The 23,927-nt window shown below is 35.9% G+C and carries 24 protein-coding genes and 1 tRNA gene; 13 read left to right on the plus strand and 12 right to left on the minus strand.

The genetic code is table 11. The features are described 5' to 3' along the window. The first annotated feature begins 55 nt into the window (after positions 1–55). Positions 56–424 (plus strand): glyoxalase, encoded by a 369-nt coding sequence (locus RCH13_RS02025; RefSeq protein ID WP_326985537.1) that lies wholly within the window; start codon positions 56–58, stop codon positions 422–424. Positions 425–497: 73 nt separating this feature from the next. Here the strand turns inward: RCH13_RS02025 and RCH13_RS02030 are convergent. Continuing rightward, positions 498–570 (minus strand) — tRNA-Met (locus tag RCH13_RS02030). Positions 571–659: 89 nt separating this feature from the next. On the opposite strand from RCH13_RS02030, the gene RCH13_RS02035 reads away from it, so the two are divergent. From RCH13_RS02035 to RCH13_RS02070, 8 genes are all read left to right on the plus strand, one after another. Further along, positions 660–1,271: an L-threonylcarbamoyladenylate synthase gene (locus RCH13_RS02035; protein ID WP_326985538.1), complete on the plus strand. Its 612-nt coding sequence runs from the start codon at positions 660–662 to the stop codon at positions 1,269–1,271. Positions 1,272–1,396: 125 nt separating this feature from the next. After that, positions 1,397–2,155: a peroxide stress protein YaaA gene (gene yaaA, locus RCH13_RS02040; protein ID WP_326985539.1), complete on the plus strand. Its 759-nt coding sequence runs from the start codon at positions 1,397–1,399 to the stop codon at positions 2,153–2,155. A gap of 11 nt (positions 2,156–2,166) precedes the next feature. Further along, on the plus strand, positions 2,167–2,574 hold the full coding sequence (locus RCH13_RS02045; RefSeq protein ID WP_326985540.1) for an acyl-CoA thioesterase: 408 nt from the start codon (positions 2,167–2,169) through the stop codon (positions 2,572–2,574). A gap of 4 nt (positions 2,575–2,578) precedes the next feature. Next, on the plus strand, positions 2,579–3,118 hold the full coding sequence (locus RCH13_RS02050) for a helix-turn-helix domain-containing protein (RefSeq protein WP_326985541.1): 540 nt from the start codon (positions 2,579–2,581) through the stop codon (positions 3,116–3,118). A 97-nt stretch (positions 3,119–3,215) separates the two neighbouring features. Then, on the plus strand, positions 3,216–5,729 hold the full coding sequence (locus tag RCH13_RS02055) for a copper-transporting P-type ATPase (RefSeq protein WP_326985542.1): 2,514 nt from the start codon (positions 3,216–3,218) through the stop codon (positions 5,727–5,729). A 122-nt stretch (positions 5,730–5,851) separates the two neighbouring features. Continuing rightward, on the plus strand, positions 5,852–6,388 hold the full coding sequence (locus RCH13_RS02060; protein ID WP_326985543.1) for a type 1 glutamine amidotransferase domain-containing protein: 537 nt from the start codon (positions 5,852–5,854) through the stop codon (positions 6,386–6,388). 224 nt (positions 6,389–6,612) lie between these two features. Then, the gene (locus RCH13_RS02065; RefSeq protein WP_326985544.1) at positions 6,613–7,146 is read left to right on the plus strand and encodes a ferritin-like domain-containing protein; all 534 of its coding nucleotides are present in this window, start codon (positions 6,613–6,615) and stop codon (positions 7,144–7,146) included. 39 nt (positions 7,147–7,185) lie between these two features. Then, the gene (locus RCH13_RS02070) at positions 7,186–7,794 is read left to right on the plus strand and encodes a hypothetical protein (RefSeq protein ID WP_326985545.1); all 609 of its coding nucleotides are present in this window, start codon (positions 7,186–7,188) and stop codon (positions 7,792–7,794) included. Positions 7,795–7,904: 110 nt separating this feature from the next. Here RCH13_RS02070 and RCH13_RS02075 read toward each other — a convergent pair whose 3' ends face one another. The 9 genes from RCH13_RS02075 to pdhA all read right to left on the minus strand — a co-directional run bounded on the left by RCH13_RS02075 (position 7,905) and on the right by pdhA (position 17,668). Beyond that, positions 7,905–10,664 carry a sodium-translocating pyrophosphatase gene (locus RCH13_RS02075; RefSeq protein WP_326985546.1) on the minus strand — a complete coding sequence of 920 codons (2,760 nt, stop codon included), beginning with the start codon at positions 10,662–10,664 and terminating at the stop codon, positions 7,905–7,907. Positions 10,665–10,805: 141 nt separating this feature from the next. Beyond that, a complete protein-coding gene (locus tag RCH13_RS02080) occupies positions 10,806–11,417 on the minus strand; it encodes an inorganic pyrophosphatase (RefSeq protein ID WP_326985547.1) in 612 nt (203 codons plus the stop codon). A 6-nt stretch (positions 11,418–11,423) separates the two neighbouring features. Next, entirely contained in the window at positions 11,424–11,933 is a 510-nt protein-coding gene (locus tag RCH13_RS02085; RefSeq protein WP_326985548.1) for a DUF7935 family protein, read from the minus strand. 36 nt (positions 11,934–11,969) lie between these two features. Continuing rightward, positions 11,970–12,845, minus strand: a complete 876-nt coding sequence (locus RCH13_RS02090; RefSeq protein WP_326985549.1) for a hypothetical protein — start codon at positions 12,843–12,845, stop codon at positions 11,970–11,972. Next, positions 12,842–13,519 carry a RadC family protein gene (radC, locus tag RCH13_RS02095; RefSeq protein WP_326985550.1) on the minus strand — a complete coding sequence of 226 codons (678 nt, stop codon included), beginning with the start codon at positions 13,517–13,519 and terminating at the stop codon, positions 12,842–12,844. The genes RCH13_RS02090 and radC overlap by 4 nt, the downstream gene beginning before the upstream one ends. Before the next feature lie 11 nt (positions 13,520–13,530). Further along, the gene (locus RCH13_RS02100) at positions 13,531–14,088 is read right to left on the minus strand and encodes a murein L,D-transpeptidase catalytic domain-containing protein (RefSeq protein ID WP_326985551.1); all 558 of its coding nucleotides are present in this window, start codon (positions 14,086–14,088) and stop codon (positions 13,531–13,533) included. A gap of 15 nt (positions 14,089–14,103) precedes the next feature. Then, complete coding sequence (locus RCH13_RS02105; protein WP_326985552.1) at positions 14,104–14,772, minus strand: ABC transporter ATP-binding protein; 669 nt, start codon at positions 14,770–14,772, stop codon at positions 14,104–14,106. A gap of 114 nt (positions 14,773–14,886) precedes the next feature. Continuing rightward, positions 14,887–16,572 carry a 2-oxo acid dehydrogenase subunit E2 gene (locus RCH13_RS02110; RefSeq protein ID WP_326985553.1) on the minus strand — a complete coding sequence of 562 codons (1,686 nt, stop codon included), beginning with the start codon at positions 16,570–16,572 and terminating at the stop codon, positions 14,887–14,889. Between the two features lie 91 nt (positions 16,573–16,663). Then, positions 16,664–17,668 carry a pyruvate dehydrogenase (acetyl-transferring) E1 component subunit alpha gene (gene pdhA, locus RCH13_RS02115; RefSeq protein WP_326985554.1) on the minus strand — a complete coding sequence of 335 codons (1,005 nt, stop codon included), beginning with the start codon at positions 17,666–17,668 and terminating at the stop codon, positions 16,664–16,666. A gap of 116 nt (positions 17,669–17,784) precedes the next feature. On the opposite strand from pdhA, the gene RCH13_RS02120 reads away from it, so the two are divergent. From RCH13_RS02120 to RCH13_RS02130, 3 genes are read left to right on the plus strand one after another with little or no spacing between them, the layout of a single operon-like run. Further along, on the plus strand, positions 17,785–18,387 hold the full coding sequence (locus tag RCH13_RS02120; RefSeq protein ID WP_326985555.1) for a phosphatase PAP2 family protein: 603 nt from the start codon (positions 17,785–17,787) through the stop codon (positions 18,385–18,387). Between the two features lie 21 nt (positions 18,388–18,408). Then, entirely contained in the window at positions 18,409–18,906 is a 498-nt protein-coding gene (locus RCH13_RS02125; RefSeq protein WP_326985556.1) for a BlaI/MecI/CopY family transcriptional regulator, read from the plus strand. 27 nt (positions 18,907–18,933) lie between these two features. Beyond that, positions 18,934–20,730 carry a DUF4153 domain-containing protein gene (locus RCH13_RS02130; protein WP_326985557.1) on the plus strand — a complete coding sequence of 599 codons (1,797 nt, stop codon included), beginning with the start codon at positions 18,934–18,936 and terminating at the stop codon, positions 20,728–20,730. A 211-nt stretch (positions 20,731–20,941) separates the two neighbouring features. On the opposite strand, the gene RCH13_RS02135 is transcribed toward RCH13_RS02130, so the two are convergent. Together RCH13_RS02135 and RCH13_RS02140 are read right to left on the minus strand one after the other, a co-directional pair. Further along, positions 20,942–21,313, minus strand: coding sequence for an RNA recognition motif domain-containing protein (locus RCH13_RS02135; RefSeq protein ID WP_326985558.1), 372 nt, complete (start codon positions 21,311–21,313; stop codon positions 20,942–20,944). Positions 21,314–21,448: 135 nt separating this feature from the next. Next, on the minus strand, positions 21,449–22,315 hold the full coding sequence (locus RCH13_RS02140) for an aldo/keto reductase (protein ID WP_326985559.1): 867 nt from the start codon (positions 22,313–22,315) through the stop codon (positions 21,449–21,451). 102 nt (positions 22,316–22,417) lie between these two features. Between RCH13_RS02140 and RCH13_RS02145 the strand changes: the two genes are divergently transcribed. Further along, positions 22,418–23,881, plus strand: coding sequence for a T9SS type A sorting domain-containing protein (locus tag RCH13_RS02145; protein ID WP_326985560.1), 1,464 nt, complete (start codon positions 22,418–22,420; stop codon positions 23,879–23,881). Positions 23,882–23,927 lie beyond the last annotated feature (46 nt).

Consider the following 23,927-nt stretch of genomic DNA (forward strand, 5'->3'; position numbering starts at 1 on the left):
TCAATATAACATTATCATTAACTCTTTAGAAATATCTCTTAAATCATCAAGAACAATGAGCGAAAAAATAGCCTTAAGACCCGACTTAAATATAGAAAATTTGGAAACAACTTCCCCTCTTGAACAATTTCAAAATCAAACATTGCGACCGATTCTTAAATTACAGAATGATCTTTTTGTGCTGCAATTCCAAAGTTACTCAGCGCGAATGAAGTCTGATTATCATACACTTTCTTCTCATAAAAAATCACTCTTCATTGAGCAAAGTTTGCAGAAAGACCTCGTTTTAAAAAACACCTTCATCGGAATGACGCTTGGAATGTTCACCACAGAAGAATTCCAAAATTATTTAGAGAGCAGCAAAGAACTGAATAGACGAATCATCACGATGTTGATAGAGCGATTGAAAAATCAATTGTGCTAGAATTTGTTGGCAGAACATTCCTCACTCTACCCCACAAAAAAAGAGAACCAATTTCTTGATTCTCTTTACTTAGTAGCGGAGACACGACTCGAACGTGCGACCTCCGGGTTATGAGCCCGACGAGCTACCTACTGCTCTACCCCGCGTTATTGTGGTGCAAATATACAATAATTTCATAAAGTTCCAAATATTCTTCGTAAAATATTTATTTATCTAATTTTTCCTAAATTTGTATATGGCAAAAATCCTTAAAATCTATCCCGACAATCCTCAAGAAAACCTAATCGCAGAAGTAGTTAAGACGCTGCAGAATGGTGGAATTATCATCTATCCTTCAGATACCGTATACGCTCTGGGTTGCAATATTTTTGACATTCGCGCCATGGAAAAGCTCGCGCAGATTAAAAAAATAAAGCTGGAAAAAGCCCAATTCTCCATCATCTGTAATGATTTAAGCCACCTTTCTAATTTTACGCGCGCCATCGACACCTCTGTATTTAGATTTTTGAAGAGTAAAATTCCCGGACCTTTTACCTTTATTTTAGAGGCGAATAAAAGTTTACCCTTGGCTTACAAAGGAAATAAAACAGTCGGAATACGCGTACCTGATCATTCTATTCCGCAGATGATTGTGGAAAAATTGGGACATCCCATCGCCTCCACTTCCATAAAGGATGAGGATGAGGTCATAGAATATTCAACGGATCCAGAATTGATTGCGGAAAAATATGACAATTTGGTCGACCTTGTTATCGACTCGGGTTATGGAGATAATATCGCTTCAACCATTGTGGATTTAACCAGCGGCGAACCAGAAATTTTGCGTCAGGGTAAAGGTGAAATTTAGATTTTGTGTGCATCATAATCCGCCCTCCATTCTCTCCCGATCTTTAATTGGGATCCATCCAGATGTGGACGCAAATTAGGATTCTATTTTTTAACTTTTCAAATTTTAATTCACAAATTTCACACATGAAAATAATTTCTTCTCCCGCTAAACTTATGAACGTGGGGACTTCTACTTCATTTTTAAAATCAACACAACCTCATTTCATCGAGGAGGCAGCTCATATTCAAAAAACATTAAAGAATAAATCTCCCAAATATTTAATTGATTTGATGGAAATATCTACCAAACTCGCGGATGAAAATTGGGAACGCAACCAAAACTGGAATCCAAAACCCTCTGCAAAAGAATCTGCTCCGGCATTGATGGCTTTTTCTGGTGAGGTTTATCGCGGATTAGATGCTAAATCCTTAGATGAAAAAGCGGTGAAATTTCTGCAGAAGAATTTCCGCATGCTTTCGGGATTGTACGGACTTTTAAAACCTTCCGATAAAATAATGCTCTACCGCTTAGAAATGGGCAGAAAATTCAAATTTGAAGGCCACAAAAACCTTTACGATTTTTGGGGAGAAAAAGTCACGGATCAATTGAACAGAGAATTGAAATCCAAAGACTTTGTCCTTAATTTGGCAAGTAAAGAATATTTTAAAGTTATAAATGAAGATAAAATAAAAGCGCCCGTCATCCATTTTGAATTTTATGATTATCGAGAAGGCAAACTGAAGCAAATTGTTGTCTACACCAAACATGCAAGGGGATTAGTCGCGAGATTTTGTGCAGAAAATAATGTGAAATCTTTAAATGAGGTGAAGGCCTTTAATCTGGAAAATTATCAGATCGATGAAAAATTGTCTACCGAAAAGAAACTGGTTTTCGCCCGATAAACAAAATTATTATGAATTACCATACCCGAAAGTGGATTAAACCCGAAGATCTTAACCCGAACCAAACATTATTTGGAGGCAAATTACTCCAGTGGATTGATGAAGAATCAGCGCTTTATGCCATTGTTCAATTGGAAACACCGCGGTGCGTAACCAAATACATCTCTGAAATTAATTTCGTGAGTTCCGCAAAACAAGGTGATATCATTGAGATTGGTATTGAAGCCACCGCTTTTGGCCGCACTTCCATCACATTAACTTGCATTGTAAGAAATATGATGACTCGACAAACTATTATTACCATTGATAAACTGGTATTTGTTGGTGTAGATCATGATGGAAAACCTACGGAACATGGAAAAACGCAAATTGAGTTTATTAATGACAGACTGAGAGATCGAGATGGAGATATTCATTAAAAATATGGTCTGCAACCGGTGTATTTTCGCGGTGGAAAATATTTTTCAAAAGCTAGATATTGAAATTTCAAGGATTGAATTAGGTGCAGTTCATACCCAAAACAATCTAAGTCAAAATAAAATTGAAACGCTTAATGATTCGTTGCAAAAACTGGGATTTCAAATATTGGAAGATCAAGCAAAAAGGCAGATCGAAGAAATAAAAAAGATAATTATTCTGGAAATTAACACACTGGATATTTCGGAAGATTTTATTTTATCAAAATTCGTCAGTACCCAATTATCAAAAGATTACAGTTTACTCTCGAAAAACTTTTCTCTTCATGAAAATGTGACTTTAGAACAGTATTTCATCTTACAAAAAATAGAAAAAGTAAAAGAATTACTTCTATATAACGAATTTTCTTTAACGGAAATTTCTCAAAAGCTCGGCTACAAAAGCGTGCAGCATCTATCTGCACAATTCAAAAATAGCACGGGTTTTACACCCACACTATTCAAAAAACTAAAATTAAACGAACGGATTTCCCTTGACTTGGTTTAGTTAAGCTATTTGTCTGCATAATTTTATAATATAAATCCTCATTCTTATAACAACATTCAGTAATAAAGTTGGATTTTTGTGCTAAATAAATTGTACAATGTCTCAAAAAAATACACCTCCGTCCGAAAGAGTTTCACCCAGCTCGGTTTACTATTGCCCAATGGAATGTGAAGGCGAAAAAGTTTATTTTACGCAGGGAAAAAGATGTCCTACTTGCAATATGTATTTGGTTCCCATTGAGGAAAGAGAGGATTATAAAAACAAAGCGCAGACTTTTTCAAAGACACATTTACCAGAATCCTTTGACGATAAAATTGGAGATTATTATTGTCCCATGTTCTGCGAAAGCGACAAAACGTATTCTGCAGATGTCGGCTGTCCCGTTTGTCACATGCATTTGGAAGAAATTGATGAACAATTGCTTGCCAACAATATGAACTCTGAACCCACTACAATTCAAACATTATCAACTGCAGATGAAAATGCAGGAAAATATTATTGTCCCATGTTTTGTGAAGGCGATAAAGTTTATGACTCAAATGTAGGGTGTCCCGTCTGTGGAATGGACTTGGTGAAAATACCTGAGAAAGGAGGTGACCAACCAGAAGATGGAACTTATGCACTTTTAAAAAGAAAATTTTTAATTGCGCTGATTTTTACCATTCCGGTTTTCATTTTATCCATGGGTGGAATGTGGATCAATTTTCCTTTTTCCAATTTTACACAGGGAATTCTAGAGCTGGTACTTTCACTTCCTGTGCTATTTTATGCAGGCTGGTTCCTTTTAAAGAGAGGTTGGGTTTCCTTTAAAACGTGGAATCTGAATATGTTTTCCTTGATCGCCTTAGGATCTTTTGCAGCTTTTTTCTTTAGCATCGTTGCTTTATTTTTCCCCGAAATTTTACCGCATGAAATAGCGCATGGCGGAAAAACACCTTTGTATTTCGAGTCGGTTTGTGTCATTTTAACTTTGGTCATTATGGGTCAGATGCTAGAGGCCAGAGCACATCAAAAAACCGGCAAAGCCATTGAAGAATTAATGAATCTTTCACCGGTGGAAGCACATTTAATTGCAGATAATACGGAAATGACAATTCCTTTATCAGCGGTGATGAAGGGAAATATTTTGCGCGTGAAACCGGGAGAAAAAATACCTGTAGATGGTAAAATTACGGAGGGAACCTCTAGCGTGGATGAGAGTATGATTACGGGTGAACCCATTGCCGTAGAAAAAAATGTCGGCATGCTTGTTACTTCTGGCACCATCAACGGCAATGGAACTTTTTTAATGAAGGCTGAAAAGGTAGGAGATGAAACGTTGCTTTCACAAATCATTAAAATGGTAAATGAGGCAAGCCGAAGCAAAGCACCCATTCAAAAATTAGCAGATAAAATTTCCAAAATCTTTGTTCCAGTGGTCATTGCAATTTCCATTCTGACTTTCATTTTGTGGGCAATTTTCGGGGGAGAAAACGCTTGGATTTACGCACTGGTTAATGCAGTAGCTGTATTAATCGTGGCTTGTCCCTGTGCATTGGGATTGGCAACTCCGATGTCTCTAACCGTTGGAATTGCAAAAGGTGCCAAGAATGGAATTTTAATTAAAAATGCAGAAGCTTTAGAGCAAATGCATAAAGTAAATGTTCTCATTACGGATAAAACAGGAACTTTAACAGAAGGCAAACCGAAATTAGACGAAATTATTGCCGATGAAAATACAAGCGCTGCGGAGATTCTAAAATTGGCTGCCTCTTTAAATCAGAATTCAGAACATCCCTTAGCAAATGCAGTATTAGATCGATTTGGAAAAGAAAATTTTGAAACTTTTGAAAAAGTTTTTCAATTCGAGAATATTTCGGGAAAAGGAATTTCTGGACAGATCAACAATGAAATGATATTGCTGGGAAACAAAGCGCTGTTGGACCAATTTAAAATAGAATTTCCAGCTCCGTTTGCCGAGAAAATGACTTCAAATCTTTCCGGAGCCAAAACTATTTCATACCTCGCAAAAGGAAATACCGTGCTCGGAATTTTAGCATTCTCAGATAACATTAAGGCGAGTTCTAAAAAAGCCATCCAATTTTTACAGAAAAATAAGGTAGAAGTAGTTATGATGACGGGCGATAATGAACAAACTGCAAAAGCGGTGGCTCAGGAATTAGGAATCGAGAAATATTTTGCGAATTGCCTTCCTCAAGATAAATTGGCAGAAATTAAGAAGTTGCAGGCCGAGGGAAAAATTGTGGCCATGACGGGAGATGGAATTAATGATGCACCCGCTTTGGCACAATCTAATGTAGGAATTGCGATGGGAACGGGAACTGATGTTGCTATCGAAAGTGCCGAAATTACTCTATTGAAAGGTGATATCTTAGGGGTGGCAAAAGCTAAAATCTTGAGTGAAAAATTACTGAGAAACATTAAGGAAAATCTCTTTTTCGCTTTTCTTTATAATACATTAGGAATCCCAGTCGCGGCTGGTTTACTCTATCCATTTTTCGGAATTTTAATGAGCCCGATGATTGCAGCTGCAGCCATGAGTTTCAGTTCCGTATCCGTCATTTTAAATTCTTTGCGACTCAATAATGCCAATTTAAAAATCGAAGAGTAATTTTAAACACCTTCTTCCCGCGGTAAATACTAGGAAAGTTAAAAACTCTTAAATCTTATCTAAACTTTAAAATTCATTCTTTGAAGGCATAATTTATGTTCAAGAATCGCAAATAAAAATTTATGAGTTATTTAAAAAATAGAAAAATCGCAGTTCTTGCGGCAGATGGTTACGAACAATCAGAATTAGATAGCCCCGTGAAAGCCTTGAAAGAGGCCGGTGCAGAAATTCACATTATTTCCCTAAAAACAGGTAAAATCAGAAGCATAAAAGATCATGAATGGAGTGACAGTATACCTGTTGACAAAACAGTAGCAGATGCAAATTCTAAGGATTACAATGCCTTACTTTTACCTGGAGGAGTTCTGAATCCAGATATGTTGAGAGGTGATAAAAAGGCAGTTGCATTTATTAAATCTTTCTTTGATGAAGGAAAGCCAGTGGCTTCAATCTGTCACGGGCCGCAAACTTTGATTGAGGCTGAAGTGGTAAATGGTAAGAAAATGACTTCCTATCCTTCCATTTCAAAAGATTTAAAAAACGCGGGCGCCCACTGGGTAGATGAAGAGGTAGTAACAGACGGTAATCTAACGACTAGTAGAAATCCTAATGATTTGCCAGCCTTCAATAAAAGAATTGTAGAAGAATTTGCAAAGTAAAAATTCGAATCAATTTATCTAAAGACAGATTTTAAATAATCTGTGTTTTTTCTATTTTAAAAAAGAAATTGGAATATTTTTTGTAAAAAAGAAAGAGAAAATTAAATATTTTATAAATTAATATATTTTGCTTATCTTAAGAGGCAAAGTTATTTTAAAGTATTATTAATAATATATTATCAAATTTTTACCTTAAACATACAACATTTTTAAAAATTAAAATTATGGCAAAGACCAAGAAAGCAACCGGAAAAATTGCACCAAAAGCTGATGCTGCTGATCAATTAAAAGATTTTATGGTAGATGGATTAAAAGATTTATATTGGGCAGAAAAAGCATTGGTTAAGAATTTACCAAAAATGGCTAAAAATGCAACCTCTAAAAAATTAAAAGATGCGGTACAAGGACATTTGGATGAAACCAAAAATCAAGTCAAAAGATTAGAAGCTGCTTTCAAAGCTTTAAAATTGAAACCCGCCGCGGAGAAATGCGACGCCATGGACGGACTTTTAAAAGAAGCAGTTTCTATCATGGAAGAAACAGAACCTGGAGCAGTTAGAGATGCAGCAATTATAGCAGCTGCGCAAAAAGTGGAACATTATGAAATTGCTTCTTATGGTACCCTTGCAACCTATGCGAAATTATTGGGAGAGAAAGAGGTGATGAAATTGCTATTGGAAACCTTAAAAGAGGAAAAAACTTGTGATAAAGACCTTACCAAGTTAGCGAAGTCCGAAATTAATATGAAGGCAAAATAATTTTCCTTATTTTTATACTTTCAATTTTTAAATAATTATATGCATATTAAAATTCCAGAACAGACTGAAGGTGGTTGTAGTGATATTGTTTCATCAAGTAGCTTTAATACCGTAGCAGAAGCCATTGTGCATTTTAAATGTATAAAGAGAAGATTTTTTGATGTTAATTCTTGGGAATTATTCATGGGAGAAGAGCAGGCAGATTTTGCTTTGTGTGATGATGATGGTGAACTGCTTTTAGAAAAAGCTGAAGTTGGAAATCACGTTCGAATAAAAATTCCAGGGCTTCATAATTATATTGGGGGCAGTTTTGACTGGGTGAAAATTGAATGCATTGACACAGAAGAAGATGAAGATAGCGAAATTGTTTTCGTACGTGTTCGACCTTGTGTAAACCCTATGAAAAAAAATGGCAAGATTGCACATTTTCACAAAGAAATTGCTACACTCAGCCTTTTAATCAAGAGAGATGGGAGTGAAATTTCTTGTGAAGTCCATGGCAGAAATGAAGTTCCCAATACGGATCACCTTACGCTTCTTGATAAATTAAGAAATGAAGTGGTGTCACTTGGGGGTACAGTTTTCGCCAGTAAGTTTGAATGGAAAAACTTTACAGACGGAATCATTGCAAAAAGAAACTGCCGCTAAATAAATCAGAATCTTCAAGTATTGCAGGGAAATATATCGAACTCCTTTCTGCAACTTATCATAAAAAAATCCCAACTTTCGTTGGGATTTTTTTATGATAAGTTAAACTTTTAGAAACTTAAAACTCGTACGTCAATTCTTCTGTTTTGTGCTTTGCACTCCTCCGTGTCATTTTCTAAACACACTGGAAATTGCGAGCCGAAACCTTCCGCTTCGATACGATCTGCGGCAATCCCCATTTCCATTAATTGCAATCTGGCCGTCTGTGCACGAAGGTTAGAAAGCGATGTATTGGTTCCCTCACTTCCGGTTTTATCTGTGTAACCACCTAATTTAATTCTCATCGTTGGGTAAGCATTTAAAATTTCAGCTAAGTTCATTAATTGATTTTCTGAACCTGCTTTTAAATCGCTGCTTCCGCTTTGGAAAAATAAATTTTCGATGGTGTACCATCTGTCATTATTCAAAATGGTTTGATCTTCTAATTTCACTCCGTTGTACAGAGAATACAATTGGCTATTTTCTCCTAACTGAATAGACTTGTTGGATAATTTTACTTCTTGAATCTGACCTGTTTCATAAACGAAATCACCTTCATCATTAATTTTTCCCACTGCTACTGGTAAAGCTGCAGCATTACCACCTGTCATTGGGGTTACAGCTACTACTCCGTTTTCAGAAATTGTTCCCGCGGAAATTCCTGCCATTCTTTGTAGATTCTCTAATTTTTCTTTTCTGTTATTTTCAATTTTATCTTTGTGCAATACTGCTAATGTTGGTGCGATAACCAAAGAAACAATTGACATTAATTTAATTAAAATATTCATAGAGGGTCCAGAAGTATCTTTAAATGGATCACCTACAGTATCTCCAGTTACAGAAGCTTTATGTGGCTCAGAACCTTTGTAATAGGTTTGTCCGTTAATGTCTACTCCGCTTTCAAAAGATTTTTTCGCATTGTCCCAAGCTCCACCTGCATTGTTTTGAAACATTCCCATCAAAACTCCAGAAACTGTAGCTCCTGCTAAAAATCCTCCTAAAACTTCAGGTCCGAAAATGAATCCCATCAATAATGGAGAAATCAACGCGATTGCTCCGGGTAGCATCATTTTTTTAATGGAAGCGTCTGTAGAAATGGCTACACATTTTTCGTATTCTGGCGTTGCTTTTCCTTCTAGAATACCTGGAATTTCTCGGAACTGACGTCTAACTTCTTCTACCATTGCCATGGCTGCTTCTCCAACTGCTTTTATTGCTAAGGATGAAAATATAAATGGAATCATACCACCTACAAATAATCCTGCAAGAACATCTGCACGGTAAATATCAATACCATCAATCCCGGCAATTCCTACGAAAGCTGCAAACAATGCCAATGCCGTTAAAGCAGCAGAAGCAATTGCAAATCCTTTTCCTGTAGCTGCAGTAGTGTTTCCTACAGCATCTAAAATATCTGTTCTTTCTCTAACTTCTTTTGGTAGCTCGCTCATCTCTGCAATTCCCCCTGCATTATCTGCAATTGGTCCGAAAGCATCAATGGCAAGTTGCATTGCGGTAGTCGCCATCATTCCGGCAGCTGCAATGGCAACACCATAAAGTCCTGCACATAAATACGATCCGTAAATACCACCTGCTAAAACTAAAATTGGTAACAATGTAGATTCCATGCCCACTGCAAGTCCACCAATAATATTAGTAGCATGACCTGTAGAAGATTGTCTCACAATACTTTTTACAGGTCTTTTACCCATTGCGGTATAATATTCTGTGATGATACTCATTAAAGTTCCTACAATTAAACCAACAATGATGGCACCGAAAACGCCCATTTTAGTGAATTCAAGACCTCTTAAACTCATGGTTTCTGGCATTAAATAATTGACTAAGAAATAAGAAGAAATTGCTGTAATAACAATACTTCCCCAGTTTCCTAAGTTCAATGCATTTTGAACTGGCGCAGTATCTAATTCCGTAGTTTCTGCGATCTTCACGAATAACGTTCCGATCATGGAATAGATAATTCCTGTTCCTGCAATCAACATTGGTAATAAAATTGGCGCATAACCACCGAAGGCATCATTCGAAAATGTTTCTCTTCCTAAAACCATAGTAGCTAAAACTGTTGCCACATAAGAACCGAATAAATCGGCACCCATTCCTGCAACATCTCCTACGTTATCTCCCACATTATCTGCAATGGTTGCAGGATTTCTTGGATCATCTTCTGGAATCCCAGCTTCTACTTTTCCAACTAAATCAGCACCCACATCGGCTGCTTTGGTATAAATTCCACCTCCAACTCTTGCGAAAAGTGCAATGGATTCTGCTCCTAAAGAAAATCCAGTTAGAATTTCAATAGTACGTTCCATTTCATGGGAATCAACTCCCGCTCCTGGCGCAAAAATTTGTTTTAAAATAATATAAAGTCCACCTAATCCTAAAACTGCTAATCCTGCAACACCCATTCCCATTACGGAACCTCCGGTGAAGGAAACTTTTAAAGCTTTTGCCAAAGAAGTTTTTGCAGCTTCTGCCGTTCTTACATTGGATTTGGTGGCGATTTTCATCCCGATAAATCCTGCCAAAGCAGAAAGGATTGCTCCGAACACAAATGAAAGTCCGATAGTCCAGTGCGAGTTTTCGCTAGCAGCACCCATCAATCCTAATAAAAATGCAACAATCACTACAAAGTACATCATCACTTTGTATTCTGCTTTCAGAAACGCCATGGCTCCATCTGCGATATGACCGCTGATCTCTTGCATTTTAGCATTTCCTGCGTTTTGTTTACTCACCCAAGAACTTTGGATGAAGGTGTAAATTAAGGCTATGACGCCAAATAGTGGCACCAAGTAAAATAAATAATTCATAGTTTATTAATTTTGTTAAATATTTGTTAAATTCAATTTCCGAAAATACATAAATATTTTCAAAAACGCATCTAAATTCATGATAAAACAAAAAAAACAGCACCAAAAGTGCTGTTATCTTCAAATAATTTTAATTTTTTCTTAGCCACCAAATTTATTGGCGTAATCCGCTTGAGACGCAATAATTACTTCCTTCGCATGATCGGATCCATAAACTTCCTGAATTCTACATTTTGCAGGTTCATCTGGTAAGTTTTTGTAGGTAAGAAAATAGTGCATCAATCTTTTAATTTCTGCTTGGGGCAAATCTGCGATATCACGGAAGTGACCGAAAGCATGATCCCCTTTCATCACCGCTACAATTTTATCATCTGCCTCACCTTTATCAATCATTTTAAAACCACCGATTGGTATGGCTTCCATAAGCATTCCCCCGGAATGAATATTATGGGAACTTAAAACGCAAATATCCAAGGGATCCAGGTCTCCAGTACTTACATCTTGAGCTCCACTTTCTAAGGCTAATCTTAATACTTCGTCATGGCAGTAGGTTCTTGGAATAAAGCCGTATAAAGCCGGAATAATATTCGAAAATTGCTGCGGTCTGTCCACTTTTAAATAACCACTTTCTTTGTCCACTTCATATTTTATGGTGTCTGAAGGAACTATTTCTATAAAAACATTTACAACATTCGGTACATCCTCTCCTGCTGAAATTCCGTGCCACGGATGCGCTTTAAAATTTGGTATCATTATCTATTAATTTACAATTAAATTTTCTCTTCTTAAGTCTTCTATTGTTTGAGCTACGAAATCACTTTCATTCATGTAGTTCATTAAGAAGATGGTTTTATATTCGTCTAATGTGGAGTTCTCACCTAAGTTTTCGTAGGTTTTATGGGCGAGATGCAAAATGTTATTTTTGCAGGTGACCACACTGTTCCAGGTTTTTTTTGTGAGATACAATTGCTGAGATGCGTTATAATCAAACTCTTCCTGAATACTTTTATCAATTAAAAAAACAAATTCATTTACAGCAAGTCCTTTATCAAATTTCGAAACGAGATTAGCGGGTTTAAGTCTTTCCAGAAAAAGGGTCAATCGCTCATAAGCGTGAACGCGCTGTTCCGAATTCCCCTTCACCGTTAATAATTTAATTTCTTGATTCTTCAGTTTGATGTAAGCAAAGACGAAAGTCCGCAAAAAAAACAGAAAGGGCAACGCGAGTAAAATCGCAAAGGCATACGGTAAATATGGTGAGTCTATCATCGATAAATATGAGGTTGCAAAATTACTAATAATTTGCTACTTCTTGAAGATGTTTTTTGCTAAATCCAACTTAGAGTTTTCCACCACTGCATATTCTTGTAATTGCGACCCGAAACTCTTGAAAAAAACCTCTATACCACGGATGGAACTGCCCATAAAATTGAATGATTTCTCTTGAATATAATCCTTTAAAATTTTATCGATGAGAAATGAAGCGCCATTATCTTGTTTAAATTCTTCATGATTAATCAAACCTAAAAGCGAGAACGAATCGTCTTGACTGATAATGATCGCTGCATTTGTGATGGTATTTTCTTTATAGGAAGCAAAGATTCTTAATTGATGGTTTTCATCTAGAAAATTAAGATAGGTGAAAAATTTAGCTAAATCCCCTTTTTTCTCTAAGCCTTTAAAATTATTCTGGATGAAATTCAATTCTTCTTCAAGGGAGATTTCTTTGAACTGAAGATATTGCGCAACTTTCACGGTTGATTTTCTTCCTTTGAAATAACCTTTCCTCAAGAGACTGTATTCTGTTTTCTCGATGAAATAATTCTTTCGCAATTTCAAACTGTCTTCAAATGAATTTTGATAATTAAAAGCATAATAAGCAACCCTACAATTAGATGACAGAAATTCTAAAAATGCTTGCTCTTTACCTGGACTATTTTCAGAACTAAAGATACCTAATTGCTGACAAAATAAAGGCATTATAACAACCTTAACTCCATATTTTTTTCGGATTGGAATGGGCATTACAGATTTATAATCACCCTCAACGAGCAATTCCCACGTATCGCAGAGGTGATCCAGAATGTCTTTTCTTGCATAAAAGTTTTTCTGAACCGAATTCTCTATACAAATGTTATATTTTGAAAAGTCTATATTTTGATAATGGATTCTTTTAATCATAATAAATTTTCGTCGGCAAAGCTAAAGTAAGAATTTTGAGAAATGATAAGATGATCCAAGAGCTGAATATTTAAAAGTTTACCCGCTTCTGTAATTTGTTTTGTAATTTTAAGATCCTCTTGGCTTGGCTTCAAATTCCCTGAAGGATGATTGTGGGCCACCACAATTCCCGTGGCAAAATGTTCAATAGCTGTTTTAAATAATATCCGCACATCTACCACAGACTGATTTATCCCACCTGATGAAAGCTGACATTTTCCCAAAATTCTATTATTCTGATTAAGAAAAATTGCCCAAAATTGCTCCGTTTCTAAATCTCCTAAATGCGGATGCAGAATTTTGAAACCATCTGAACTGCCCTCAATTTTACATTTTTCCACTACTTCTTGTGCCCCGCGTCGGCGCCCAATTTCTAAAGCAGTACAAATTGAGATTGCTTTTACAGTACCTACTCCTTTAAATTTAATCAAATCAGAAACCTGCAATCGTGAAAGATTATGCCAATTATTTCCTACAGAATCCAAAATTTTTCGCGCCAATTCTACGGCAGAATCTTCTCGATTTCCGCTGCCCATTATGATGGCCAACAATTCCGCATCAGAAAGTGAATTCCTTCCTTTCAAAAGAAATTTTTCCCGTGGTCGATCATCTTCTGCCAAAAATTTAATGGACATGATATCAAGTTTTAGTAGTAAGCGTAAAGAATTATCGGTTTTTTGGAGGCATCAATATATTGAGCAGCTACTTTAAAAAAAGCTTCAGAAACCATGGGGCAACCTAAACTTAAACAGGTTTCTTCAGTACTTTCATTATCTTTTACACAAGCCAAAGAATGCATTACAATTGCTCTTTTCATGGCATTGTTATTTGTTTTATCTAAACCTTGCAGCCGATAAGAGCAACCAAATGTACCATAATATTTGGAGCTGATGCCGTACTTTCCTATAGACGATTGATAAGAATTTTCCATATTGCTGAATTTTAAATTTTTGGATTTGGAAACAACAGAACATGATCCATGCGCCACCAAACCACTTTTCAAAACCTTTCCCGTTTGCAGATTACAAATGAAAAACCTGAACTTACCCGAATGAATTTTAAAATCGATAAAAAAGGCAATGTTTTCATTGAAATTTTTACCTTCTACAAAACTTTTCACTTCTTTAAATCTCGTCGTGGATACTGGCTGTGCTTGTAATCCACAGAATAAAAGTAAAAGCAAGAGGAGAAAAATCCGCTTCAAAATAGGTATCAATTTTTAGTTAATGATCTGTCCATCTTTCATGACCAATTTGCGGTCTGTGGTATTTGCAAGGTGCGTATTGTGCGTTACAATCACGAAAGTTTGGTTGTATTTATCTCTTAAATCAAAAAAGAGTTGGTGCAAGTCGTCGGCATTTTTGGAATCTAAATTTCCCGTAGGTTCATCTGCAAAAATAATTTTTGGGGAGTTGATTAACGCTCTTGCTACGGCAGTTCTTTGCGCTTCACCACCAGACATTTCGCTTGGTTTATGATGCAATCTGTGCGCAATATTTAAATCTTCGAAAATAGAATAAGCTTTATCCAATGATTCTCTTTCATTTTTCCCCGAAATTCTGGTTGGCAACAAAACATTCTCTAAGGCCGTAAATTCTGGCAGAAGCTGATGAAACTGAAATACAAATCCAATATTTTGATTTCTAAATTTTGAAAGTTGCCGATCATTCATGGTGATAAAAGATTTCCCATCAAGGGTAATTTCTGTCTGAAAACCTTTGGGATTTGTCGGCGTGTCCAATGTTCCTAAAATCTGCAAAAGCGTGGATTTACCCGCACCAGATTCTCCAACGATAGAAACTACTTCTCCCTGTTTGATGTTAATATCCACGCCTTTTAAAACCTCTAAATCTTTATATGACTTATGAATGTTGCTTGCTTTAATCATGGTTTCAAAAATAAGGAAAATGATTTATAATTAAGAGAGAAAGAATTAAAATCTCTAGACAAAAAAATCCTTCCGAAAAAATTCAGAAGGATTGTATAATAATAATTTGAGAACTTAGAGTAGCAAAGTTAAAGGCTGCTCCAAATACGTTCTTAATGTTTGTAAGAATTGAGCTCCTGTAGCGCCATCAACCACTCGGTGATCACAAGCAAGAGATAATTTCATAGTGTTACCCACTACAATTTGTCCGTCTTTTACAACCGGTTTTTCTACAATTGCACCAACGGATAAAATCGCAGAATTCGGTTGGTTAATAATAGAAGTGAAAGTTTCTATTCCGAACATTCCTAAATTAGAAACAGAAAAAGTTGAACCTTCCATTTCATTCGCTTTCAAGCCTTTGGATTTTGCTCTTCCGGCCATATCTTTCACGCTTGCAGAAATTTGAGTGTAGTTCATTTGATCTGCATTTTTCAATACAGGCACCACTAAACCATCTGGAATGGCAACTGCAACACCAACATTAATATTTCCGTGGTGAATGATTTTATCTGCTTTCCAACTGGAATTTACTTGCGGATGTTTTCTTAAAGCAATAGCTACTGCTTTAATAATCATATCATTAAAGGAAATTTTGGTGTCTGGTAAAGCGTTAATTTCTTTCCTGGCTTCAATGGCTTTGTCCATATTAATCTCTACGATGAGATAATAATGCGGTGCCGTGAATTTGCTTTCAGATAATCTTTTCGCGATGATGTTTCTTACCTGAGAATTTGGAGTTTCAGAATCTTCACCCTGAACAAAATTCATCATCGCAGGAGCACCTTGCGGAGCAGCTTTCGATTCTGCGACCTCTTTCGGCGCATCACTAGATTTCATTGCCGCAACTGGAGTGTAATTTTCGATATCTTTTTTCACGATGCGGCCATTTTCGCCACTTCCTTTTAAAGAATTTAAATCAATTCCTTTATCTGTCGCCATTTTTTTCGCCAAAGGTGAAATTGCAACTCGTTCGGAGCTGGATTCAGTTGAAGTTTCTTCTACCTTATCCGATGCAGCTGGAGTTTCTTCTTTTGATGAAATTTGTGCTGCCTCAGCTTTTGGAGCTTCCGCTTTTTTACCACCATTTGAAACAATTGATGAAACATCAGTTCCTTCAGGTCCGATGATTGCTAAAACAGAATCTACAGGACTTGCATCACCTTCCTCAGTTCCGATATATAAAAGCGTTCCGTTAAATTCGGACTCAAAATCCTGAACCGCTTTGTCGGTTTCAATTTCGGCAAGAATATCACCTTCTTTTACGGCATCACCTACTTTTTTATTCCACTTCGCTACCTTACCTTCCGTCATCGTATCAGACAAACGCGGCATTGTGATCACTTCTACATCCTTTGGAATTTCTGCGGAAGTATTATTTTCTGCCTCTACTTTTTGTACAGGTTTTGTAGTTTCTACGGCAGTTGCTTCATTTTCAGTTTGACCCTCTTCAGGAATTTCATCAGAAATTCCTTCAGCTTTAGAGGCAGATTCGCCACCTTTTAAAGATGAAATATCTTCACCTTCCTCCCCGATAATGGCTAAAATAGAATCCACAGGTGAAGAGTCTCCTTCTTCTGTGCCGATGTATAAAAGAGTGCCGTTAAATTCTGATTCAAAATCTTGTACGGCTTTGTCGGTTTCAATTTCTGCTAAAATATCGCCTTCCTTTACCGCATCGCCCACCTTTTTATTCCACTTAGCTACCTTTCCGTCCGTCATTGTATCAGAAAGACGGGGCATTGTAATCACTTCTGCCATAATTATGATTTGTTAATATGTTAATGTGATGATGAGTTGATTACCGCAGAGTATTATACTTACGAGTAAATCTTCACATCTTCATATTGTTTTAGTTATTTTCTAATTTATTTAAGAATGGATAATCCTCCTGTGCATAAACATATTCATACAGTTTTTCTGGATCTGGATAAGGAGATTGCTCCATAAATTCTACACATTCATCCACAAATTCACGAGATTTTTCTTCGACCGCATTCAATTCATCTTCAGTAGCCCAATTATTTTCTAAAATCTTGTGCTTTACAATTTCAATCGGATCATCTTTTTTACGGTCTGCAACTTCATCTTTAGTTCTATACGGTTCTGCATCAGACATAGAGTGACCGCGAAAACGGTAAGTTCTGGCTTCTATGAAAGTAGGACCATCTCCTCTTCTTGCTCTTTCAATGGCTTCATAAGCTGCTTCCGCAACTTTTACAGGATCCATTGCATCTACCGGAAGACAAGGCATTTCATAGCCTAAACCTAGTTTGTAAATATCTTCATGATTTGCGGTTCTTCCAACAGAAGTTCCCATTGCATAACCGTTATTTTCAACGACAAAAACCACAGGCAATTTCCAGTTCATCGCCATATTAAAGGTCTCATGAAGAGAACCTTGACGTGCAGCACCATCTCCGAAGAAACAGATGTTTACACCGCCAGTTTCAAAATATTTATCCGCAAAAGCAATTCCGGCACCCAAAGGAATTTGACCACCCACGATTCCGTGACCGCCATAAAATCTTTTTTCCTTGCTGAAAATGTGCATAGAACCACCCATTCCGCCAGAAGTTCCAGTAGCTTTACCGCAGAGTTCTGCCATAATTCTTTTTGGATCTACACCCATCGCCATAGGGTGAATGTGGCAACGGTATGCTGTAATCATGCTGTCTTTGGTTAAATCCATTGCATGCGCAAAACCGGCTGGAATAGCTTCCTGACCATTATATAAATGTAAAAAACCTCTAATTTTTTGTTTGAGATAAAGCGAACGACATTTGTCTTCAAATCTCCTCCACATCGTCATTTCTTCATACCATTTAAGGTATACTTCTTTGGAAAATTCCTTCATATCTAATTGAAATATGACGCAAAAATAATAAAAAACTTTGTGTTTACGGGTAGCTTCCTGTCACATTTTAACGTTACGTGATTTTAAATACATATTTTTGGATCTTTAATAAAAATATGGAAGAAAATCAGTCCCCTCTTATCTTACAAATCTCCAGAATTATCTCGAATTTTTTCAATCCACTCACTTCGCTTTTCATTTACTTTATGTACTTCAGTTATCTGAATTACACTTGGCGAGAAATGTCAGTCATTTTTCTTCCAATCCTATTAATTACGATTCTGCCAATTACGGTGTGGATTTATTATAACGTAAAGAAAAAACGATATACCAACATGGATGTATCCGATAGGAATCAACGAAAAAGTCTCTACTTTTTTATTGAAGGTGCGTTGTTTGTCTATTTACTGTTTCATTATTTAACGGAATATAAAGTAGATTGGGTGATGCTTTTTCTTCTGCTTCTTTTAATGATAATGCAGCTGAGCAATTATTTGATTAAAAGTTCTATGCATACTGCGTTCAATGTTTTCGTCTCAGCTTTATTTTTCGTTATTAACCCTTGGATTGGAATACTTTGGGCAATTATTGCAGTTTTAGTAGGAATATCCAGAATTATTTTAAAAAGGCATACGCTGAAAGAAGTTTTGACAGGCGCTTTAATCGCTAGTTTTGTTTCTTTTATTTACCTTTATACCAACATACAACTTCAAAATTAAAATTAAAATTAAAATTAAAATATGAAAATAAATTATTTAACTGCGGCAGAAGAAAATTTGATGAATATCCTATGGCGACTTGAATCTGCCTATATGCGAGATATCATGGAGCAGTATGAAGAACCTAAACCTCACCAGAATACGGTTTCCACTTTTTTAAAAATTTTAGTTGAAAAAGATTTTTTAACCACGGAAAAAGAGGGTCGAATTTTTAAATATTCTGTTTCTGTTCCTTTCTCTGATTATAAAAAACACATGCTATATCAATTTTTAAATAATTACTTTGACGGATCTGGGCAAGATTTATACCAGATGTTAATCACAGAAAATTTGGTAGACAATGCAGAGATTAAGGTCGTAAAATCACCAAAAAATATCCAGGCGGAGTCATCAAAAAACACTGAAAGTGAGGGATCTATTAGTGATTTTATTGACGAATTAACCACTGGAAAAAAAGGAAAAAAGGGGAAGAAAAAGAACAAAAAAGGAAAAAAAGAAAAATCCAAAAAGAAGAGATAAACCTTTTAATCCGTAAATTTTTAGACCATGCAAAAGAAGTTTCAGGAAATCTTCGGTAATGCAATTTTAGTAGTTCAGCGATATCCTTTGGTTTTAGTGATGTCGCTTTTTTCTGCGGTCGCCTTAATCGTGGTCGCATCTAATGAAGAGCAAGAGGATAATGAATTTTTATTCGTGAAACTAGGATTGATTTCTTGCTTGGGAATTTCTCTCACATTCGCATTTAAAATGCTGTCTCAAAGAATTGGCAATAGTTTATTGCTGCAGATTATCCCTATAATTTTTTTAGTGCTCTACTATTTTCTTTTGCCTGCAAATGAAGAAGATTTTACAGAGCTGTACGCATTTTTACTCATTCCCACTTTCATCTTGTCTCATCTTTTGGTTTCTTTTATCGCCTTTTTCGGGGAAGAGAAAGAAAAGAATTTCTGGCAATTCAATAAGAATTTGTTCCTCAATATTTTCTTGACAGCGGTCTTCACTGGAGTTTTAATTGCAGGCGTACAACTCGCCATTGTGGCGGTTGATCAGTTGTTTGACTTTAATTTTGATGATGGATTTTATAGAAATCCACTTATCATCTTATCTGTTTTTGGGAGTAGTTTTATTTTTCTTCTCTTCAACGTGGAAGGTTTAAAAAAACTAGAATCAGACACCGATTATCCACAAATTTTAAAGTTTTTCACGCAATATATTCTCATTCCCCTTTTGCTGATCTACGCAATTATTCTTTACTTCTATTCTGCAAAAATCCTTCTCAATTGGGAACTACCAAGGGGATGGGTTTCTTATTTGGTTTTGGCGTATTCCCTTGTCGGAATTCTTGCGCTTTTACTGGTACATCCCTTAAAAAATGAACTTGCAAAATCCTGGGTGAAAATTTTCTCCAAAATATTTTATTTTACCCTACTTCCTTTACTGGTATTACTGTTTACAGCAATTTTTACCAGAATTTTGGAGTATGGATTTACTGAACCAAGATATTACGTTCTACTCCTTGCGGTATGGCTAACTTCTGTTATTATCTATTTCATCATATGGAAAAATGGCACCATTAAATTTATTCCAATAAGTCTTTTTGTATTTGGAATGTTCGCTTTAGTGTTTCCTTATCTTAGTGCCACCTCTGTCTCTACTAGAAGCCAACTGACTGAATTACAAAGACTTTTAGAAACTAATAAATTATTAGAAGCGGGGACAATAAACTTTGAGAAAAAAACTTCGGCTGAAGTTGCTGATGAAATTTCTGATAAATTTAAATTTTTAGCAGAAAGAAAGAAAACGGCCGCTTTACTTGATTTACTCACAAAAGAGCAGGTGGTAAAATTCCAAAAGAAATTTAAAACCAATGATCGCTTTGGCATTAAAACCTTTACGCGCTCTCAATTTCTAAATACTTACAGTGAGAAACCGGAAACTGCGAGCGGAGTTAATAATCGGAACACCACATTGAGAGTGAAAAATTTATCTGTTAGTTTAGAATCGTATGATCATCTTTATAAAGCTTTTCTGTATCAGAAAAATGAATTTGAGATTGGAAAGAGAACCTTCGAAATAGAACTTCCGAAAAATGAGTATCAATCTGAAATAATTTTGAAAGTTGATAATCAAAAAATTAATTTGAAGCCAGAAATGGAAAAAATATTTGCTACTTTTTCCAGTAAGGGCGATTTTGAGGTTGAAGAATTAGTGATTCAAAAAACAATTGGTAACCTTCAGTTTAAAATTCTATTTGATACGATAACCAGGACGAAGGGGAAAACAGCTGCGTATTGGATGAATGGTGACTCTGTAATTATATTGGTAAAAGAAATAAAAGAGTAAAAAACTAAACTATTCCCGGAATATTTTTACTTTTAGACCGCTACTTTTTCACATACTCATTTATCCAAATCATCTTCGGTACCTCATTGAATTTGCTTTATTATACTCACTGCATTTTCTATTACATCATTTCAAACATTTACTTACCACTAAATTAGGCACAAAAAAAGCGACTTTAAAAAAAGTCGCTCTGATTTATTTCGGGAAAATCTTACCAGTTAGAACCGCCACGGCTTGAACCACCGTAACCACTTCCACCTCCTGATCCGCCACGGCTTCCACCGCCTCCACCGTAACCTCCGCCACCGCTTCGGTTATTGTCGAAAGATCTTCTTGGTTTGTCTTCTTTTGGCTTAGCTTCAGAAACGTTAAGTTCTTTACCGTCCAATTCTCTTCCGTTTAAAGCTTCGATAGCTTGCTTTCCTTCTTCGTCACCCATTTCAACGAAACCGAATCCTCTAGATCTACCAGTTTCTCTGTCAGTGATGATTTTTGCAGACGATACGTCTCCAAATTCTGAAAATAAGTCTTGCAACGACTGTTCTTGTGTTGCGTAATTGATGTTTGAAACAAAAATGTTCATCTTAAAAAAAATTATAAATTAATAAAAGTTGAAATTATAAAAGAAATTCAACCATGATGAACATATTGACTTCGGATATAAAAACGGGTCAAAGATACAATTATAAATTTACCATGCAAGAGCTTTTTGATTATTTTAATCTACTTCTTTTCCATTTTTTGCTTCAAGCAATTGAAACCAGTCTTGAACATCTAGGTTTAAAAACAAGCTTTTCTTCAATATCTTAATCATTTCCGCTCTGCTGGTACCAATAATGGGTAAAATACCCGCAGGATGTTTCAGTAAAAAAGCGAGGAGAATTTGATTTTCTTCAGCGTTGTAATTCTCACAAAGAGTGTTCAAAATCTTTTTTATCCTAATATTCTCAGCAGAATTTTCTGTAAAATAGTTTCCTAACACAGAATAAGCCAGAGGTCGCCGTTTATTTTGCAACAGTTGATCCAGTGTACCATCATAAAAAGCTGAAGTATTATTTAAGGAAACTTCGATCTGATTGGTCTCTAGAGGAAAATATTGATTAAGTAAATCGAATTGCGACATGGAAAAATTAGAAACTCCAAAAGCCTGTACTTTTCCACCCTCTTTTAAAATATGAAAAGCTTCAGCGATTTCTTCTGAATTCATTAAAGGTGATGGTCTATGCAATAAAAAAAGATCTAAATAATCCGTTTGCAAATTTTTTAAACTGGAATCAACAGATTTAATGATATACTCTTTAGAATAATTATACGATTTAATCTTGTATGTAGCGGTTCCACCCGGCAATTGAATTCCGCATTTTGATATCAGTTGAATTTTTTCCCTTTCCAGTCTCATTTCCCGAAAGGCTTTCCCGAATAGTTTTTCCGTGGTATAATTCCCATAAATATCTGCATGGTCAAATGTTGACAAGCCATCTTCAACACAAACTTCAATTAAATTCTGGACTCCTTTTTCAGAAAGATTAGCTCCCCAACTTCCCCAACGCATGGTTCCGATAATGATTGGCGACAATTTTAACATAAATAATATTTGTACAAAAATAAGATTAACTCCATAATTTTTAACACTTTAAAATTGATATTTATAACATATAATTTTAACTTTGTTTTAAATAAATCTACTATGAAAAAAATCTCTCTCTTCTTTCTCTCAATCCTTTCCACCGTTGTTTTCAGCCAATTTACAAGTCCTGGAACCGGAGTTTCATATAATTTAGCTTCGCTTTCTGTAGCCGCGCCTACAGTTTTGGTGAATAACGGCACTGATTATCAAATGACTGCCAATATCACCATTTCTGCCGGAGATCAATTGGTAATGGATGAAAATACCACTTTGAAAATGGATGGCGCAGTTCAATTAACCATCGGAGGAGTCTACAATACTACGGCAACTAATTTTTTGATTACAGCAACCAACCCAACAACTATTTTTAAAGGAATTCGGTTTGAAGAAACTGCTACAGCTACTTTTAAAAACACCATTTTAGAATATGGGGGCGGAATGCAAGTTTTAACTGGAACATTCTCTATGGAAAATTGCACAGTTAGATATTTCAAATCTGGCTTGGTGACGGGAGCGGCAATTAACTTTTCCAAAGGAAATCCAATCGTAAAAAATTCTACATTTATAGGAAACGATCTTCCAGCGGTTGCATCTGCTGCTAACGGTTCCGTAGCCTTAGAGTTCACGGGAAATTTCTTGCAGGGAAATACGAAAGCCAATTCAAATCGCCCGCAAATCAATATGGGTCCAAGTGGCGCAGGAATTACCCGAGTTTTGAATAATACGGTATTGGGAGATAGAACATTAACAAGAGTTGGTGGAATTTCTGTTTCATCTTTATTAGGCGTCCAAAATAATGTTGAAATAGATGGGAATATAGTTACGGACAATCGATATGGGATTACGGTTGCTGGAAACGCTTCTTCCGGTGTAATCTCTAATAATATTTTAACAGACAATAATTCCGAAAACAATCCTGCTACGGGAGGAAGCGGAATTTCCATCAATGGAAGCGGCGCACTTGGCACTGGTATAAAGATTGAAAAAAATCAGATTCGGGGTCATATTTGGGGAATCACCGTGATTGGAACGGCGAGTGTAGATTTAGGAGGTGGAAGTTTAGGTAGTGCTGGACAAAACATTTTTAAAAATAATGGAAACGGCGGAAATCTCTTTGCGCTTTTTAATAATACCGCGAATGCGATTACTGCAACCAATAATTGCTGGAGAGAAGATGAGCTTTCCAATGATTCCATGGTAGAAAATGTGATTTCTCATCAAGTTGATGATCCAACTCTTGGGTTAGTAAATTTCCGACCGTACTTATGCGCAGAACCTTTGGCAATTAATAATACCAATTTATCTAAAGCGCAAATTTATCCTAATCCAAACAATGGAACCTTCTCCCTCATTTCAGAAAATTCTGGAAAAGTGCAAATAACTGATTCTTCGGGTAGAATAATATATATTGGAAATATAATTAAAGGCAAAAACGAGATGACTTTAAAAGCAAAATCTGGCGTGTATTTTTTGATGCAAGAATTGAACGGTAAAAAACATAACACTAAATTAATTATTAAATAATTGAGGTCCTTATAATTAATTTGAACTCATTCTGCATCCCTGCATG

It is taken from the genome of Chryseobacterium sp. MP_3.2 (genome assembly GCF_035984805.1).
Taxonomy (GTDB): Bacteria; Bacteroidota; Bacteroidia; order Flavobacteriales; family Weeksellaceae; genus Kaistella.